This window comes from Halorussus marinus (assembly GCF_004765795.1).
Taxonomy (GTDB): Archaea; Halobacteriota; Halobacteria; order Halobacteriales; family Haladaptataceae; genus Halorussus; species Halorussus marinus.
The window spans coordinates 1-16614 of record NZ_SBIV01000011.1 but is presented as its reverse complement, the minus strand read 5'-3'; the positions used below and the strand labels follow the sequence as shown (position 1 = coordinate 16614).

General features: G+C 59.5%; 17 protein-coding genes and 1 pseudogene. 10 read left to right on the top strand and 8 right to left on the bottom strand.

Translation table 11 applies throughout. The features are described from left to right. Positions 1 to 26: 26 nt before the first annotated feature. Both EPY72_RS17240 and EPY72_RS17235 read right to left on the bottom strand, forming a co-directional pair. On the bottom strand, positions 27 to 2891 hold the full coding sequence (locus EPY72_RS17240; protein WP_135807227.1) for a DUF5797 family protein: 2865 nt from the start codon (positions 2889 to 2891) through the stop codon (positions 27 to 29). A 157-nt stretch (positions 2892 to 3048) separates the two neighbouring features. After that, positions 3049 to 3870 carry a CBS domain-containing protein gene (locus EPY72_RS17235; RefSeq protein WP_135807226.1) on the bottom strand — a complete coding sequence of 274 codons (822 nt, stop codon included), beginning with the start codon at positions 3868 to 3870 and terminating at the stop codon, positions 3049 to 3051. 170 nt (positions 3871 to 4040) lie between these two features. Between EPY72_RS17235 and EPY72_RS19875 the strand changes: the two genes are divergently transcribed. Next, positions 4041 to 4262 (top strand): hypothetical protein, encoded by a 222-nt coding sequence (locus tag EPY72_RS19875; RefSeq protein ID WP_135807225.1) that lies wholly within the window; start codon positions 4041 to 4043, stop codon positions 4260 to 4262. Between the two features lie 102 nt (positions 4263 to 4364). On the opposite strand, the gene EPY72_RS17225 is transcribed toward EPY72_RS19875, so the two are convergent. Beyond that, positions 4365 to 5000 carry a hypothetical protein gene (locus EPY72_RS17225; RefSeq protein ID WP_135807224.1) on the bottom strand — a complete coding sequence of 212 codons (636 nt, stop codon included), beginning with the start codon at positions 4998 to 5000 and terminating at the stop codon, positions 4365 to 4367. A 17-nt stretch (positions 5001 to 5017) separates the two neighbouring features. Beyond that, complete coding sequence (locus EPY72_RS17220; RefSeq protein ID WP_135807223.1) at positions 5018 to 5389, bottom strand: SHOCT domain-containing protein; 372 nt, start codon at positions 5387 to 5389, stop codon at positions 5018 to 5020. Positions 5390 to 5569: 180 nt separating this feature from the next. Here EPY72_RS17220 and EPY72_RS17215 point away from each other — a divergent pair, with 180 nt between their 5' ends. Together EPY72_RS17215 and EPY72_RS17210 are read left to right on the top strand one after the other, a co-directional pair. Next, positions 5570 to 6955 (top strand): permease, encoded by a 1386-nt coding sequence (locus tag EPY72_RS17215; protein WP_135807222.1) that lies wholly within the window; start codon positions 5570 to 5572, stop codon positions 6953 to 6955. Between the two features lie 158 nt (positions 6956 to 7113). Beyond that, positions 7114 to 7563, top strand: a complete 450-nt coding sequence (locus EPY72_RS17210) for a universal stress protein (RefSeq protein ID WP_135807221.1) — start codon at positions 7114 to 7116, stop codon at positions 7561 to 7563. 14 nt (positions 7564 to 7577) lie between these two features. On the opposite strand, the gene EPY72_RS17205 is transcribed toward EPY72_RS17210, so the two are convergent. Further along, on the bottom strand, positions 7578 to 7973 hold the full coding sequence (locus tag EPY72_RS17205; RefSeq protein WP_135807220.1) for an SHOCT domain-containing protein: 396 nt from the start codon (positions 7971 to 7973) through the stop codon (positions 7578 to 7580). A 28-nt stretch (positions 7974 to 8001) separates the two neighbouring features. Next, positions 8002 to 8562 (bottom strand): DoxX family membrane protein, encoded by a 561-nt coding sequence (locus EPY72_RS17200; RefSeq protein WP_135807262.1) that lies wholly within the window; start codon positions 8560 to 8562, stop codon positions 8002 to 8004. Between the two features lie 114 nt (positions 8563 to 8676). On the opposite strand from EPY72_RS17200, the gene EPY72_RS17195 reads away from it, so the two are divergent. The 7 genes from EPY72_RS17195 to EPY72_RS17165 all read left to right on the top strand — a co-directional run bounded on the left by EPY72_RS17195 (position 8677) and on the right by EPY72_RS17165 (position 15223). Next, positions 8677 to 9027 (top strand): ArsR/SmtB family transcription factor, encoded by a 351-nt coding sequence (locus EPY72_RS17195; protein ID WP_135807219.1) that lies wholly within the window; start codon positions 8677 to 8679, stop codon positions 9025 to 9027. Positions 9028 to 9030: 3 nt separating this feature from the next. After that, complete coding sequence (locus EPY72_RS17190) at positions 9031 to 9306, top strand: DUF7521 family protein (RefSeq protein WP_135807218.1); 276 nt, start codon at positions 9031 to 9033, stop codon at positions 9304 to 9306. A 226-nt stretch (positions 9307 to 9532) separates the two neighbouring features. After that, positions 9533 to 11749 carry a copper-translocating P-type ATPase gene (locus tag EPY72_RS17185; RefSeq protein WP_210423563.1) on the top strand — a complete coding sequence of 739 codons (2217 nt, stop codon included), beginning with the start codon at positions 9533 to 9535 and terminating at the stop codon, positions 11747 to 11749. Between the two features lie 177 nt (positions 11750 to 11926). After that, positions 11927 to 12283 carry a DUF8165 family protein gene (locus EPY72_RS17180; protein ID WP_135807217.1) on the top strand — a complete coding sequence of 119 codons (357 nt, stop codon included), beginning with the start codon at positions 11927 to 11929 and terminating at the stop codon, positions 12281 to 12283. A 54-nt stretch (positions 12284 to 12337) separates the two neighbouring features. Continuing rightward, positions 12338 to 12607, top strand: coding sequence for a DUF8110 family protein (locus tag EPY72_RS17175; protein WP_135807216.1), 270 nt, complete (start codon positions 12338 to 12340; stop codon positions 12605 to 12607). A gap of 83 nt (positions 12608 to 12690) precedes the next feature. Further along, complete coding sequence (locus tag EPY72_RS17170; RefSeq protein WP_135807215.1) at positions 12691 to 14157, top strand: amidohydrolase family protein; 1467 nt, start codon at positions 12691 to 12693, stop codon at positions 14155 to 14157. A gap of 166 nt (positions 14158 to 14323) precedes the next feature. Further along, complete coding sequence (locus tag EPY72_RS17165; protein WP_135807214.1) at positions 14324 to 15223, top strand: ADP-ribosylglycohydrolase family protein; 900 nt, start codon at positions 14324 to 14326, stop codon at positions 15221 to 15223. Between the two features lie 39 nt (positions 15224 to 15262). On the opposite strand, the gene EPY72_RS19575 is transcribed toward EPY72_RS17165, so the two are convergent. After that, the gene (locus EPY72_RS19575) at positions 15263 to 16162 is read right to left on the bottom strand and encodes an Nmad2 family putative nucleotide modification protein (protein ID WP_168216063.1); all 900 of its coding nucleotides are present in this window, start codon (positions 16160 to 16162) and stop codon (positions 15263 to 15265) included. Positions 16163 to 16519: 357 nt separating this feature from the next. Further along, positions 16520 to 16614 (bottom strand): annotated as a pseudogene (locus EPY72_RS17155) (IS5/IS1182 family transposase); the annotation flags it as partial.

Sequence of the window (16614 nt, the reverse complement as noted above, 5' to 3'; positions counted from 1 at the left end):
AATCGGAATGCGGGGGCACCGATGCGTTACGGTGTGTTCGGAGTCGAAACGAGCTTGTGGGCTTTGTCGGTTGGTTGGATTTTGTGGTCGGCGTTTCGTTCGTAGTAGTCGTCGAGTTCTGAGGTGAGGTATTGCCAGGCTTCTTTCCCGGTGTCGAGGCCCCATGCGTCGGCTAATTCGCCGTTTGATGTCGGGGCTAACTGGACGATGTCCGTGACTCGTGAGCGGACTTGCGGATCGACGGAAGGGCTGTCTGACTGGTTGCCACTACTACTGTGTCCGGAGCCATTGGTGGTGGTCGTTGTACGACCTGTGTTCGAGGACTGGCCAGCCGGTGGTTCGATGATGTCGGGTTGGTCGCGTGGCTCTGGTGCAGGGACGTTGGAGGGGTCGATTCCGTCAGTCCAGAGTCCGCCGTCCCAGTTGAAGACGCCGCCGTGCTTGCTGGCGTAGCGGATGAATGCGCGGAGTGTGTTTCTCCGCGGGGCGTTCTCTTCGATGGCGGTTTTGTTGCCGACCATGATGAACTGGTCTTTCGGGCGGGTGCAGGCGACGTTGAAGCGGTTCTTGTTCCCGGCGAATTGCAGCCCGGATTTCTCGGTGTTGACGGCGCTGAAGATGATCGTTTCTCGCTCGCGGCCTTGGAAGCCGTCGACGGTTGAGACTTCGACGCTGCCGTAGTCGGTGAGTTCGTCGCTGATCAGGGTACGTTGCCCGCGGTAGGGTGTGATGACGCCGAGTTCGGATTCTGGGATGCCGTGCTCGTCTATGAGGTGGGCGACGAGGTCGGCGACGACATCGACTTCTGCGGTGTTGACGGAGCCGCTGAAGCGTTTGCGCCAGGATTGCTCGCCGGTGATGTCCACGAACGTGACGGGTGGGCCGTCGCAGATGGCTTCGACGTTCGAATCGGGGTCGTCCGCGGGGTCCCATTCGAACCCGCTGGGGCAGGAGTCGTCGATGGTGATGTTCCCGTCGTAGATGTGGTCTTGGGAGAAGCCGATGATGTCGGCGTGGCTTCGGTAGTGGTATTCGAGCCACTGGTCGATATCGTATCGGTTGCGGAGGAACGAGAAGATGGAGGCGTCGTCAGGTGGGCTGCCGTCGCTCGTCGAGAGGGTCTTGAGGACTGGCTGGAGTTGATGGTGGTCGCCGACGACCACCCATTTCTTCGCGTTGATCATCCCGAGGAGGCCGAGCGGGACGGGGATTTGGCTCGCTTCGTCGATGATGACCGTATCGAACTGGACCTGGGCGAGGCCGCCGAGTTGGGAGCGGATGATCGTCGCACCGGTGATGTCCGCGTTCTCGATGGAGGTTTTCTCCGCCTCCGACTGGAGCTCCTGTATCTTCCGCCGCGTTTCGGAGAGCTTGGCTTGCTTCGCATCGATCTCGTCCTCGACCTCGCTCATCTGCGTGTTGCTGACAGGTCCGGTTTCAGCCGCTCGTTGCAACACCTCGTATTGCTCCTGGTCGTGCTCCAGTTGACTCCCCATGTTGCTGATCTCCGATTTGAGGGCCTCGACCTCCTCCAGCAACTCTGAGACGGAGTCGTCGTCGCTCTCGTCGATGACTTTCGAGAGCATCACTTCGGACGTACCCTTCGACATTTTCTCAGGCCGGCCGGCCCGGACGAGTTGATGCGAATCTTGGTGGCTGAGTTTCTCGATGACGTTGTCAACGGCGATGTTGGTGTGCGACGTGACGAGGACGGATTCGCCTCGGTTCGCAAGTTCGTGCGCGGCTTTAGCGATCACCTCGGTTTTCCCGGACCCTGGTGGCCCAACGACGAGTGAGAGGTCTCCGGGGTCGAGGCCGAGGATGTCGGCCAGCACGGATTGCTGTGAGTCGTCGAGTTCGAAGCCGTCGAGACTCCGCGTATCCTCTACCTCGGCAGGTGTCGGCGGAGTGATCGTGGATTGGTCGAGTGTGTTGCACAGGTGGGGGCCGTTGACAGCGAGTTTCGCCACTGTCGGGTCTGGGTTCTGTTCGTTCCGCCAGCCTGCGAAGTCGCGGCGTAGTTCTCGTAACAACCCGAGTTGCTGGGTTGTGGCGATCATCGTTTCGGAGCTGCAGACCGTGATGTCCTGTCCTGATTCAAGGCTTGTTGCGACGCCGCCCCAGTAATCGACTTGGATGTCGCGGTTATCGATATTCACCACGCGGCCCATGTCGTGGAGGCTGCCGTCGATGATCTGACCGATTTGCCCGCCTTCTTCGATCCACCCGGGAAGCGAGGTTTTCGAGCGGAGGACGAGGAATCGCTTCTCGACGTTCTGGCTCAGAACGGTGACGTCGAGCTGTTCGCGCCATTTCGAGTCGCTCTGTTCTTCACCTTCAGCGAAGACGAGTGCCGACCAGCCGGGGAACCGCGTGCCACACGTTCCGCAGCGATACCTGAACGCGGTTTCGAGTTCGTCGCCACAGTAATCACAGTACTCGTACGTGGTTTCCTCGTCGGTATGCGCGTCTTCGATGCGCTTGAGCTCCATCGTGTTCGCATCGAAATACGACCGGACTTTCTCGACCTCGGCAGCGATGTCGTGCCGGGAAATGTCCTGCAGAAAGTCGTCGATGTAGTTGCCGAGGATGGCGAAGCCAACCGCGAGATCGCCCTCCGTCCGGGAGGCAACCTCTGTGCCGACAGCATGGATTGTCGCGGCGACTGCGGCGTCCTCCCCGTAGCGTTCTTTACAGTATGCGATCCCTTGCGTCGGGTGCTTTTCCAGCCACGTGACCTGCGTGCCAAAGTCAGGTAAGTCGTAGTTCAGATACGGCGGCTGGTTCTCCGTGAGATAGCCGCCATCAGCAAGCACGTTGACGAGGTGCATCGTCTCGGGAGGGACATCGAGCTCGGTGGCGATTTGCTGGTACACCCGCCAGGGAACCATGGTAGTGTGAACCCCAGTCAAGCATTTATAGATTCTCCAAGAGGAGGATGCGAGGGGGTTCCCATCATCGTTCCTTCTGTGAGTCTCTCTACGAGCAGTTCTAATTGAGCCGTGTCGACTAGATGGAGAGCGCGATTCGACCCGGGTTCACTGTACGTTATGCTTCTACTGTCTCTGGGGCGTACCCGGCTTCCTGCAGGTTCGTGAGTACTTGGTCGATGGTGTCGAGAGTGTCATACAGGTTTTCTGTGGTGCGGCCGGTGCTGAGGAACTCGTTACTATCTGTGTTTTCGACGAGGAGGTTGGCGTGGGCGACGTCGTTGCGGAGTTGGGTGACTTCGTGGAGTCGTGAGCCTGCGCTGCCTTTCGTGGAGAACCCGCAGGTTTGCCAGCAGGCTTCGACGCTGGTGACGATGGTTTCGAGCGTGGAGAATTGTGCGTAGTGGAGTTCGTCTAGCGCGACGTTGGCGGCTTGGGCGTCTTCGTACCGGTCTTCGATGTCGTCGAGTTCGTCTGCGGTGACGGGCGTGGTTTTCCAGTCTGGTTTCGTGTCGAGGATGAGTTCGCGGAGGTGTTCTTCGAGGTAGGTGATGCGGTCGAAGAGGTAGATGCGTGCTGGGGCGGTGTTGAGATCGGCGCGGGTGAGGATGCCGGTGACGTGGTTGTGGCCGCCGAGGAAGTAGACTGGTTGCTCGATGAGGGCGGACAGGATGTCGGTGAACGGTGTGTCGCCGCTGATCATGTGGCCGATGGTCAGCGGGGTGAGGTGGTCGTCCAGGGTGTCGCCGTCGTCGTCGGTTGTGACGTCGTTTTTGTGGATGAATCCGATTGGGTCGTCGTTCGCGTAGACCGGGGCGGCGTCGTAGCCGTTCTCGGCGAGCCACTCGGCAGCGGTGCGTGGTGGCGTGTCGTGTTGGAGGTGTTCGACGGAGTGGGTAGCGAGTTCAGCCGCGGTGCAGTCATAGAGATCGCGGGACATACTCCATGGTGGGAGGGAGGGATAGTCAAACTGGGGACCCGGCTTGCATGATTCGTGAATCTAGGTCATCGTTGAAATCCCTAATAATTGGCAGTACCTGCGTGCGTGATACAGAAGCGCTGCTCACACTCGTACGATACGTTTTCCATTCCAGCATCCGTGGCACCGGTATGTCTACGACTGTTGTAACTCCCGACGCGGAGGAGACATGTGTGTACTGTGAGTCACGTATCTTCGACCACGACCCGATCTGTGTCCGCGATTGTGACGACGACTGTGGATCTCCGCTGTACTTCTGTAACTACGCTTGTCTCTCAGCGTACATCGACGAGAACGACCTTACGACAGGCAATTCGTGTGAGTGGAACCCCAATGTAACCGACTGTTGCTAATCGACAAATCCAGTAGATTGGTCTCCGGAGTGTCCTACAACGTGCATTTGTTCGCGTTCTCAGCGGTTCCTAAAGCGCACTATTTCTGAGTCGGTCACTCTCTCAGGTCGTCGTTCGGCGATACCCTTCGTACACTGCTGGTAATCCGAGGGGGAGTGCCAAGATCCCAAACCCGAGAAGAGCGACTCCGTCTGCGTTCTGGTTACGTACGGCGAGCAGCGTTGCGATAATACCGAACAGCGCGATCAGATACGCGGTGTTACTCCAAACCACATTGTACGAGGAGCAGTACAACCAGCAAATCAGTGTATAGGAGGGAGCATTCCAGGTCGGTGGATGGAGTTTTGGCCAGAAGAATCGACAGTAGGTCGTCCACCCGAGCATCGCCAGCGTGGGGAGGCCAGTAAGCCAGAACATCGAGCCGAACGGTGTTCGAGTTCCGAATCGCCGGTAGCCAGCAAGGAACAGCGCCGGGAACCCGATGATCCACAGCCAGATGCCGATGGTGTACGTGACTGGCCAGTGCTCGATCCGTGGCTGCTCAAAGGGGAATCGAAGCGACTCCGGTAGCGTCGCCCACGGGAACGAGGGGTCGGGAACGGGATTCGTGAGGAAGGCGATCAGGCAGAGTCCCGTGCCAACGAGGAGGCCGTATAATCCCAGCGTCGTGTATTGGTCAAGCCATGCTGGAAGTTGCGGACGGGTCGACTGTTGACGGTGATCAGGGAAGCTGGCCATGCTTCAGATGTATCGGGTCAAGTGTCTCGTTCGAGTGCTTCGCGTCGCTGTTCGTATTCCTCGTCGGTCAGCTCGCCGCGAGCGTAGGCAAGCCGAAGCTCTTCGAGTGCTTGGTCCGAGTCACTCGCATCTCCCGTGACTGCGCGATAGATGAGGTACCCACCACCGACGAGGGCGGCGAGGAACAGCAGCTGCATCACGATGCCGACGATGAACATCCAGCCAGGCATCGTCCCGTCGCCCCACATGTGACCGCCCCACATCCCGCCCATCATCGGACCGAACCCCATCATCCCGAAGCCCATGAAGAACAACGGGACGATGAATACGGCACCGATGATAACGAGGAGGAGCGTAATAAGTCGCGTATCGTCTGTATTTGTCGGCATATTGTATCCCTCCGTTAGTTCGGGTGTCAGGTAATACTACGATCTAACTATTCAATGCGGTTGTGCCTTTGACCTGCGTGTTCTACCCACCACTATTCTTTTGAATTCCTACTCACCACGGCTCTGACCCGAACTATCTGAAGGAAAACTGCAATAGATGATCCCTTTGAACTGATACCTATGGTAGCGACGATGATTGATGGTATCTTCGAAGCTCTACGTATCGGTGTGGGCTTCCTCTGGACGGCGGCGTGGGCGATCATCATGGGCCTCACGATCACGAGTCTCGTCCAGGTCTACGTCTCCAAGGAGCGAATGGCACAGGTCCTCGGCGACGGCGATCTGAGTGGGCTCACCAAGGCGACTGCGTTCGGCGCGGCCAGTAGTGGCTGTAGTTTCGGCGCTGTCGCCATCGGGAAGGGGTTGTTCAAGAAGGGGGCCCACGCGGTGAACTTCCTCGCGTTCATGTTCGCGTCGACGAATCTCATCGTCGAACTCGGGTTGATGATTCTGATTCTGCTTGGCTGGGAGTTCCTCGTCGCGGAACTGCTCGGCGGCCTGATTCTCATCGCCGTCATGGCCGCCATCGTGCACTTGACGCTCCCAGAGAATCTGTTCGACGAAGTCCGGGAGACGCTCAACGAGCGCGACCGCGAGGCTGGTATCACCGAGGACCCGACCTGTGGGATGGAGGGCAAAGACGAGTATTCCCTCACGACTGACGGCGGTGAGACGTTGAAATTCTGTTCGAAGGGTTGTATGGAGACCTACCTCCAGGAGACGTCGAGTCGTGGCGGGTGGCGCGAGGAGCTGTTGTCGTGGGGCGGCTGGTATAAGATCGGGAACCAGTACCGCAAGGAGTGGTCGATGATCTGGAAGGACGTCATCGCCGGCTTCCTCATTTCGGGGTTCGTCATCGTCTTCGTCCCCCAGTCGGTCTGGAACACCCTGTTCATCCAGGGCGACGGGCTGCTCGTGACCGCCGAGAACGCGATTATGGGCGTCGCCATCGCCGTCCTCAGCTTCGTCGGTAGCATGGGTAATGTCCCGTTCGCCGTCGCACTCTGGGGCGGCGGCATCAGCTTCGCCGGTGTCATCGCGTTCGTCTACGCCGACCTCATCACGATCCCCGTGCTGAACGTCTACCGGAAGTACTACGGCTGGAAGGTGATGCTGTACATTCTTGGCGTCTTCTTCGTCACAATGGCGTTCACCGGCTTCCTCATGGAGTTACTGTTCGACGTCCTCAACATCGTCCCTGATCTGGCGGGCGGCGAGACGGCGACCGAGCAGACGTACTTCGAGCTCAACTACACGTTCTACCTCAACCTCATTGCGTTCGCGCTTTCCGGCTTTCTCCTGTACGTGTATCGTCGCGGCCTCGGTGCGCCTGGCCAGTACCGTGACCCCGTCTGTGGGATGCGAACTGACGACAGCGAGCCATCGGCGACCCACGACGGTGAGACGTACTACTTCTGCTCGCAGACCTGCAAGGAGACGTTCGAGGAGGACCCGGACGAATACGCCACCGGGCATCCGATGGTGATGGAGGGCCACGACCACTAACGTCTGTTTCATCGAAGATTCCTCGCTGTACAGAGTATTATCCGTGGTTCTCATTTCGACTCCGCCGATTCCCAGCGCATCTCACACGTGGTGAGTCCCTCCAACGTGTCGAGAATCGGAAGCCGATTTTATTGTATGCGCCTTTGAAATCCGAGTGAATGTACGACCAGATCCTGCTTTCGACAGACGGCACGGTCGCATCTGAACGCGCTGAAGCGCACGCACTCGACCTCGCGGCCGCACACGACGCCGTCCTCCACGTTCTCTACGTCGTCGACGAGGACGTCGTGACTGCATACAGTGGCGACGAATACGTCGATGAAGCCGAAGGCCCCGAACACGGCCTCGAAGAACACGGCGAAGAGACGCTTACAGAGCTCCGCCGCCGAGCATCAGAGGCCAACGTAGACGTCGAGACGGCGATGCACCACGGCCGCCCTGCTGAAACTATCGTCGAGTATGCTGACGACCACGACGCAGACCTACTCGTACTCGGCACCAAACGGCGGCCGGACGAATATCGTGCGCTGCTCGGGAGTGTCACTGACCGCGTCCTCCGCCTGACGACTCGTCCAGCGACCGTCGTGAAGACCGAAGTCAACGAGTAGCCAAAGAAGAGCCGCTAACGGCCGTCGTCAGGTGTGAGACGGGCGCGCCGGCGGTCGAATTCCTCGTCGTCGATCTCGCCACGGGCGTACCGCTCCTGGAGGACGGCGAGCGCGCTGTCCGCAGAGCGGCCATCCGTTTGGGATCGCGTTGCCAGCCAGTAGACGAGATAGATGGGGAGAGCGACAAGGAGGGCCATCCATAGGAGACCGAACAGCATCATCCCCCAGCCCCATCCGCCCCACCCGGCCATATGGCCGCCGTTCCACATACCGTCGTGCCAGCCCCACATCATTGCATCCGGGACGGTCGCGTGCGTTAGCGCCATTCCGGCGACGACGGCCAGAGCCAGCGCTCCGACGACGATGAGTCCCAGAGAACGAATCCCGCGTGCGTGAATTGGATTTTGCATAGTTGTACTACCAAAAGTCTCGGCGTGGTTAGCCGAGGATGTATTCAAGGGCGGGGTAGCGCTCGACGAGCGTCTCGCCGCCGACATCGTAGTTCTCGATGTACTGGTCGAGGCCCAGGATGCGGCCCGCGGCGAACGCGGCGACCGCGAGGAACACGAGCATGTACGCGAAGTCCCCGTTGATGAACCCGTGCGCCATCTCCCAGTTCCCGAAGTAGAACATGAGCATCATGAGCGCGCCAAAGAACGCCGCGAGGCGGACCAGCGCACCGACGAGCAGCCCAAGACCGATGAGGAGCTCACCGTACGGCACGGCGACGTTGGCGAACTCGACGAACCACGGCGTCGACCCCATCCACGCGAACACGCCCGCGAGCGGGTTTCCGTTCGTCGCCGCGACGTTCGAGAGGTAGCCGCCGGCAGCGAACTCGCCGGTGATCTTCGTGAACCCGGAGTACGCGAACGCGTACCCCATCATGAGGCGGAGCGCCAGTACGAACCACGCGCTGAGGCTGTGGACTTTCCCGCCGACGGTCAGGCCGCCGACTTTGCTCTCAAGCTGGTTCATGCCGGAGTCGAGTGTAGACATAATTATTGCACCTTCAACTATCAGTACGAGTGCGGACACGATATAATAGCGAGCCAGCGTTCTGGGTCAGAAAATCGGTAGGGTATATTACGCTCCTGTCGTGAGTAGGTGCGTGTGACCGAGGAGCCCGACCCGCCGGAGGTCTTCGCCACACTCGACGACGAGTACGCCCGTGACATCCTCGTGGCGACGAAGACCGACCGACTCTCCGCGAAGGAGCTCAGCGAGGAATGCGACATGTCCCGCCCGACCGTCTCCCGTCGCGTCACCCGCCTCGTTGAGCAGGGCCTCCTTGAGGAGTACACGCACGTCGATCCCGGGGGACGACATTACAGCGAGTACGAGGCGCGCCTCGAACGCATCGAAGTCCTTCTGCAGGCGGAGGGATTCGACGTCCAGATCGATGTCCGGCCGGACCCCGCCGACCGGATCACGTCCATCTTCGAGGAGATGCGGGGAGACTGACCTATGGAACACACGTTATTCGTCATCGGCAAACTGTTCACGACTGCGTTAGCGCTGGTCATCGCGTACCAGGCGTATCGTGGATATCAACGGCATCGCACGCAGTTACTCCTGTACGTCGCCGCTGGCTTCGCTCTGGTCGGGCTCGGCGGACTCTTGGAAGGAGTTCTTTTCGAGATACTCCAAGTATCGATTTTCCAAGCGGGTTTCGTTGCGGCACTCGTCACGGCAGCGGGGATGCTGTCTATTCTGTACGCCCTCTACGCCCCCAACCCCTGAGCCAAAACGGTGCCCGTCGGTGGAGAGTGCTTCGTCAGTTCTGGAGGGGCACCGGGGACGGTCTACGTCGTTTTGACGGGAAATCGGACAGTGACGTCGGAGAGTGGCGGAGGACGCTATTCGACCACATCAGTCTCGGAACCGCTCCGATTGAGGCCCGTTCAGCGAGTATGTCAGTTCGAAGTGACCTCCACGTTGAAACCCCCGCGGGGTCAATTATCGAGTAATGGACGACGACTCTCAACGCTCGACTGACGGGACTGACCATACGCGTCACGGGGAAGACGCACATAGTGGCCACGACGAGTCGCATACTGAGGAGCGCAGTGAACAGTCGCTCATCGAAACAGAGGCTGAGCCCCAGCCACCCGGCGAAGAAGATCACGACGCACACAGCCAGCACGGTGACCATGACGGTCACGGTGGGATGCACGAAGGCCACGAGCAGATGTTCCGCCGGCGTTTCTTCGTCTCGACGCTCCTCTCAATCCCTGTCCTCCTCTACAGCCCAACGCTTCAGGAGTGGCTTGGCTTCTCCGTTCCGGCGTTTCCGGGCAGTGAATGGGTCAACCCTGTCTTTGCAGTGATCGTATTCGCCTACGGTGGCATCCCCTTCCTAAAGATGGCCCTCCCCGAGCTGAAAGACCGGTCGCCTGGGATGATGACGCTCATCTCCATGGCGATCACCGTCGCCTTCGTCTACAGTCTGGCGAGCGTGGTCTACCCGGCGCAGTCGGCGTTCTTCTGGGAGCTCGTGACGCTCATCGACATTATGCTACTCGGGCACTGGATCGAGATGCGGTCGGTCCGGCGCGCCTCCAGTGCACTTGACGAACTGGCGAAACTGATGCCCGATACCGCCGAGCGTATTACTGACTCCGGTGACACCGAAGATGTCCCCGTGAGCGAACTCGAAGACGGCGATCTCGTGCTCGTTCGTCCCGGGGCGAGCGTTCCCGCCGACGGTGTGGTCGAAGAGGGAGACTCCGACGTGAACGAGGCGATGATCACCGGCGAATCCCGGCCCGTTTCGAAGGAACCCGGCGACGAGGTGATCGGCGGCACCGTCAACGGCGACGGCAGTCTCCGCGTCCGGATCGACGCGACCGGCGATGAAACCACGTTAGCCGGTATTATGCGACTCGTCGAAGAAGCCCAGCAGAGCAAGTCCAAAACGCAGATGCTCGCTGACCGGGCAGCGGGGTGGCTGTTCTACGTCGCTCTCGGGGCAGCAGTCGTGACCGGTATCGCGTGGACGCTTGCGGTCCAGTTCGACGCCACCGTCATTGAGCGGGTCGTCACCGTTCTCGTCATCGCCTGTCCGCACGCGCTCGGGCTGGCCATCCCGCTCGTCGTCGCCATCAACACCTCGATGGCTGCACGAAACGGGATGCTCATCCGCGACCGCATCGCTATGGAACAGGCGCGAAGCCTCGACACTATCGTGTTCGATAAAACAGGGACGCTTACGAAAGGCGAACACGGCGTCGTCGGAATCAAGACAACCGACGCCATCAGCGAGGACGACGCGCTTGCACTGGCCGCCGCAGTCGAGGGTGATTCCGAACACATGATCGCCCAAGCGGTCCGGAACGCAGCTGATGAGAACGGCGTCACCTCACCGGCCGCAACGAACTTCGAGGCGCTCAAAGGACGCGGTGTGCGGGCGACAGTCGAAGGTGAAACCGTCCACGTCGGCGGACCGAACCTCCTCGAACACCTCGATAGCGACGTTCCGTCCGACCTTCAAGTGTTCGCAGACGAGGCTGGCGCGAACGCCCAGACGGTCGTCTACCTCGTCCGCGACGGCTCGCCAGTCGCCGCGTTCGCAATGGCGGACGTCATTCGGGAGGATAGCTATCGGGTCGTCGAAGCGCTCCACAATCTCGATATCGAAGTGGCGATGCTCACGGGTGACTCCGCGGACGTGGCGCACGCCGTCGCCGAGGACCTCGGCATCGACACCGTGTTCGCGGAGGTCCTTCCCGAAGACAAGGACAAGAAAGTGACCGAACTGCAGGATCAGGGCAAACGCGTCGGGATGGTCGGCGACGGCGTCAACGACGCACCAGCGCTCACCCGGGCGGATGTCGGCATCGCTATCGGGAGCGGGACGGACGTGGCGGTTCAATCGGCGGACATCATTCTGGTCCAGAACAATCCGATGGACGTTGTCCGACTCGTCAAGTTGAGCCGGGCGAGTTACAAGAAGATGCGGGAGAATCTCGTTTGGGCGGCTGGCTACAACGTCTTCGCCATCCCGCTGGCAGCGGGTGTCCTCTTCCCGTGGGGTATTCTTCTGTCTCCGGCCGTCGGAGCGTTACTGATGTCCTTGAGCACAGTTATTGTTGCTATTAATGCACAGTTCCTTCGGCGAGCCGATCTCACCGTTCCGAGCCTTCCTGAGGTGTCGTCGCCAGCCGATACCCGTCCGACTGGTTGATTTTCCGAGTGTCTCTTCCCCTACCCCAGTACTGGCGAACACTGTCTCTCGGACTATCTTTGAATATTCAGTACGACTACGAATACCCGTTATTGCGTGTAGGGTTCGACAAAGCCGGGTCAAGGAACCCACGCACCACAAGAATAATGTTCTCGGAGCATATATCTGTGTATTATTATGCTCAAAGGGCATTTTGAGTCGGCGGGGGCGAGTATCGAGTACGGTGCTGCGGGCTGCCTCTTCCCCGTCGATGAGCTGGATGCGACCGTGCTCCAGTACCGAGATGCCCAACTCGCGCTCGATGACGTCGATGGCTCAGACGTAATCGTCGTCGCCCCGACAAGCCTTGCAACTAGTTACTTCCTCACCGGGCATGCGCTGACCGCAATCCCCGTCGACAGTATCTCCACTGCAGTTCAGACCCAGCTTGCCACCGAGCTTGACGACCCCGTAGACACGTTCGAGCTCATCCAGATTGGCAAGTGGAACAGTACCAGCGCAAATCACTCACTCGCCGAGTTCACCGACGCCTGACCTCCAACGCTTGGACGTACTGACGCAAACAACGCCAGCAGTACACGACTCCCAATGACTGAGACACTCGCCGACGAGTATCCCGAAGCCGCCCCGTACATCCAGCAAGCCGTCGACGAACACGGCGAAGACTGGGTGCTCGAACACTACTACGAGCAACTGTACCCGCTCGGGCGAGTGATGGCGATGCCTGAGAAGGACGAACTCCCGTTCTACGACGCGGACGAGCACGACACGATGACGGAGAAAGAACGAGTGGAGATGTACCAGGCATGGGCGGAGTACCGGGAGAATCTCCGCACGGGGACGAAACCCGACGAGTGACGTCTGTCCTCTGTACGAGGCCCGTATTCAAGAAAGACGCGACCCGAACCTTGACGCGATGGCCACGTCAGTGACGAACCAAGATGGCTGCTGACATTGCGATTACTGATGCGCTCGTGCTCACGGTCGATGAGCGCAACCGGCTGTACGAGCGGGGCACAGTCCTCATCGAGGACGGTCGCATCACTGCCGTCCGACAGACCGACGAGGACGAGACGGACGGGGAAGCGACGCACACGATTGACGGCGACGGGAAGGTGGTGATGCCGGGGCTGGTCAACGCCCACACGCATCTCGAACTCACACCCCTGATCGGCGCGTTCAGCGACCTCGACCTCCTGGAGATGATGGGGAGTATGACCGCCCTCTACGGCCGGATCGGCGAGGGTGAGTTCGACTATCTCGTCGACGCCGGGTACGACCTCGCCGCGCTGAATTTCCTCCTAGGGGGCGTGACGACGGTCAACTCGATGGATGTCCGGCCCGCGTCGGGGGCTGACACGTTCGGGGAGGCGGGCCTCCGCGGGTTCTTCGGACCGACAATGACGGACCTGTTCTGGGATGTCCCCCTCGACGAGCAGTTCGAGCGTGCCTGCGCGTTCATCGAGGCGTATCACGACACCTACGAGGGCCGGATTCGGGCGACGATCTGCCCGCACGACGACTGGTCGTGTACCCGCGAGTTATGGGAGCGAACTGCCGACCTCGCCGCCGAGTATCCCGATCTGCTCGTCCACACCCACCTGCTCGAACTTGAGGAGAGCAATACGATGGCGCGTGCGAACGACGCCGCTGACTCACTAGGGCTGCTCGATGACGTCGGCCTCCTGGACGACCGCTTGCTCGCCGCGCACTTTCGGGTCGCCGACGCGGACGATATCGAGCGGACGGCGGCTGCGGGGGCGTCAGTCGCGCACTGCCCGTCGGTGTTCGCGTACTGGAACCCGGACGCCGACATGCAGTGGACGCCAGTCCCCGAGTTACGCGACGCGGGCGTCGATGTCGGGTTCGGGATTGACGACCACTACTGGCACGACTCCTACAGCATGTTCGGCGAGGCACGCCAAGCCCGTCTTTCTGCCAACGTCAAGCGGACGACCGGCCAGTATTCGTCGATGGAACTCGTGCGAATGCTCACTATTGAGGGGGCCCGAGCGCTCGGTATCGGGGACGAGATCGGCAGTATCGAACCCGGAAAGCGCGCGGACATTATTCTTCTTGACGTGGACAAGCCGAAGTTCACGCCGCTAACTAACGTTCCCGCACACGTGGTGAACAACGCCGCCCCAGCAGATGTCGAGACGGTGATTGTGGATGGGGAGTTCGTGCTGCGGGACGGCGTCGTGGAGACGATGGACGCCGGGGCGGTCCAGGAGCGCGTGGAACGCGCCGTGGAACGGTTCGCCGACGAAACCGAGTGGGAGCTGGACGTCGGTGGCGGATCCCCACCAGGCGGGATCGACACGCTCCGCGACCTGCCCAAGCGCGGGCCCGCACGCCTCCTATCCCGTCTCGCAGTCCAAACGATCCGTGACCAGTCCCCGTTATAACCCAACTTCCTCTATTCTGGTTTTAATAATCAGGACTCGGCAGAGCTGTTATTCCCTATTGAATCCGTTATGATCGGTACCCCTTGAACGTCGTCCCTCTGAGGGAACGAAGTCCGACGAGTGACTGCCACCCTACATTTTTCTCACCGGTTGTCGTTGATGACGTATGGATTCGGATTACGCTCGTGGCGTACTTCTCGGTCTCGCGTGTGGGGATGCGCTTGGCCGGCCAGTTGAGTTCTCTTCGGCGGCAGCAATCGAGACTGAGCACGGACGGCTTGACGAGATGGTTGGGGACGGGACGTGGAACCAGCCCGCCGGGACGATCACAGACGACACCGAACAAGCGCTGTGCATCGCCCGAAGTCTGGTCGAACACCAAGTGTTCGATCCAGCGGATATCGCCGAGCGGTTCGTCGCGTGGTATGACAGTGGGCCGTTCGATATCGGGCGTATGACGATGCGGTCGCTCAGCCGCCTCAAACACGGCGACGAATGGGACGAGGCAGGCCAGCACGTCTGGGAGCAGAGCCGCGAGGGCCAGAACGCGGGGAACGGGAGCGTGATGCGGTGTCCACCACTCGCCATCCCGTACGCGACTGACTGGGACCGACTCGCAGAGGTGAGCCGGCAGTCCTCACAGATCACACACGCGGATTCACGGTGCACGTACGGGTGTGCAGTTCTGAATCTCACCATAGCAGGCATACTTGACGACACGGAGACGCCGTTGGGAGACGCGCTTGACTACGTCGGTTCAGACGCACCTGACGAACTCATAGCGGCGCTCGAATCACTCGCTCGCGGTGAGTCCCCCGGTGCATTGGAAACGTCAGGGTACGTCATCGATTCGCTGCAAACAGCACTCCACGATGGGTTATTCGCCGAGAGTGCTGAGGAGGCGATTGTGACCGCTGTCAACCGTGGCGGCGACACCGATACGATTGGCGCGGTAGCGGGCGCGGTCGCCGGTGCACGGTTCGGAGCATCGACGCTTCCTGACCGGTGGCTTGCTGCTCTCGATGCGGCCGAGGAACTCGAATCACTGGCGAACCAACTTACTTGATGTAGTCTCCCGTGAGGGACTCAGGACTGGCTTGAAACACTAACAGCCAGGCCCAGTAGTGTCTTCTAAATCAAAGTCAGAATCAGAGTGCTTTGGATGGCCCTGGATACCAACACGGTGATTTGAGCGAAGCCATTTCACGAACGGTGCTACCTTCTCGCTATCTCTCTCGGTGCGTCCTGAGTTTCGACCGTTGTGGTCACCGGAGCCTGGAATGACCAAGTCGGCGATTTCCTGAGGCACGGTAACCGGATTCTCCCCGAAGTAATAGAACTCACTTGAAATGAGGACCTTCTCCCGATTTCCTTGCTTCTCCACATCTGTCGAGTAATTCGATAGGTCGTGATATCCCGAATGGAGCTGGAAGTAGTCTCCTCCCTGGTGAGTATAGCATAGCTCCTCGTCAATCTCGCCTCGTTCATAGCGCGTTCCTGCCGTCGCTCCAGAACCGTCTGGGAGTTCAGATCCGTCTACGATGGAGATCTCTTCCACTGCAGAGCGGGGAGCATAGATGTTATCTCCAGCGCGATTACTATTCTCGGATAGAGGTTTCCGGGCGTGGAATCGGGGATCAGAATAGTAGTCATCCATCTTGGTAACATACTCTGTTCTAAAAGCGTACACCAGTTCACGTCGAGTTGGATAGTGCCGATTACCGACAGCAAACACCCAGTCTCCTGGTTTCGTTGAACTCCGAACCTGCGGTGCACAAGTCGCTAAAGAGATTAGTCCTTGATGCACGTGTGGTGCGAACCCGGTATCTGTAGCGATGACGTATCCTCTCGATGTTGAAGACTTGGAAGCTTGATCCGAACCTGCTTTCTCTCCGTCAGAGAGATAATGCTTCGGCGGCTTCGCACGAGATTGAACCTCATACGAAACATCACCCTCCAACCACGATCTGATTTCGTCTGGCTTCCCTCGCAGCTTCTTTGGCATAGACCGTTTGAGATCGGTAGCGTTGATACCGAGCAAAGTATTCGGCGTTGAGAGTGGTCGGTACTTGCTGTACCACAGTCCAGAGCCAGAGACGGTCGGAGAGGTCAGCGGAACTGCATGCTCCAGCAGTTCACTCCGGTCTGGATCACCACTTACGATTATTGGATAGCTGTCTCGACCAGGTGTTCTACTGTCTGATGCCAATCTTTCCCGTTTGACATGCGCGTTATTCGGGTATTTGTCCAAGACGCTGCCACGCTCCTCGGGCGTTAGTTCCTCCAGATCGTGAACGGACTCTACGGTGAAGTAGCCGATAATATACAGCGGCTGTGTTGAATCGCTGTAAGGCGGAGAGATTCACTGTTTGACGAAGCGTTTGATGTTATAGACGACACACATCAGCGCGATCTCGCGGAACTCACGAAACCATGACCGCGCTCGCACGGCGAAGC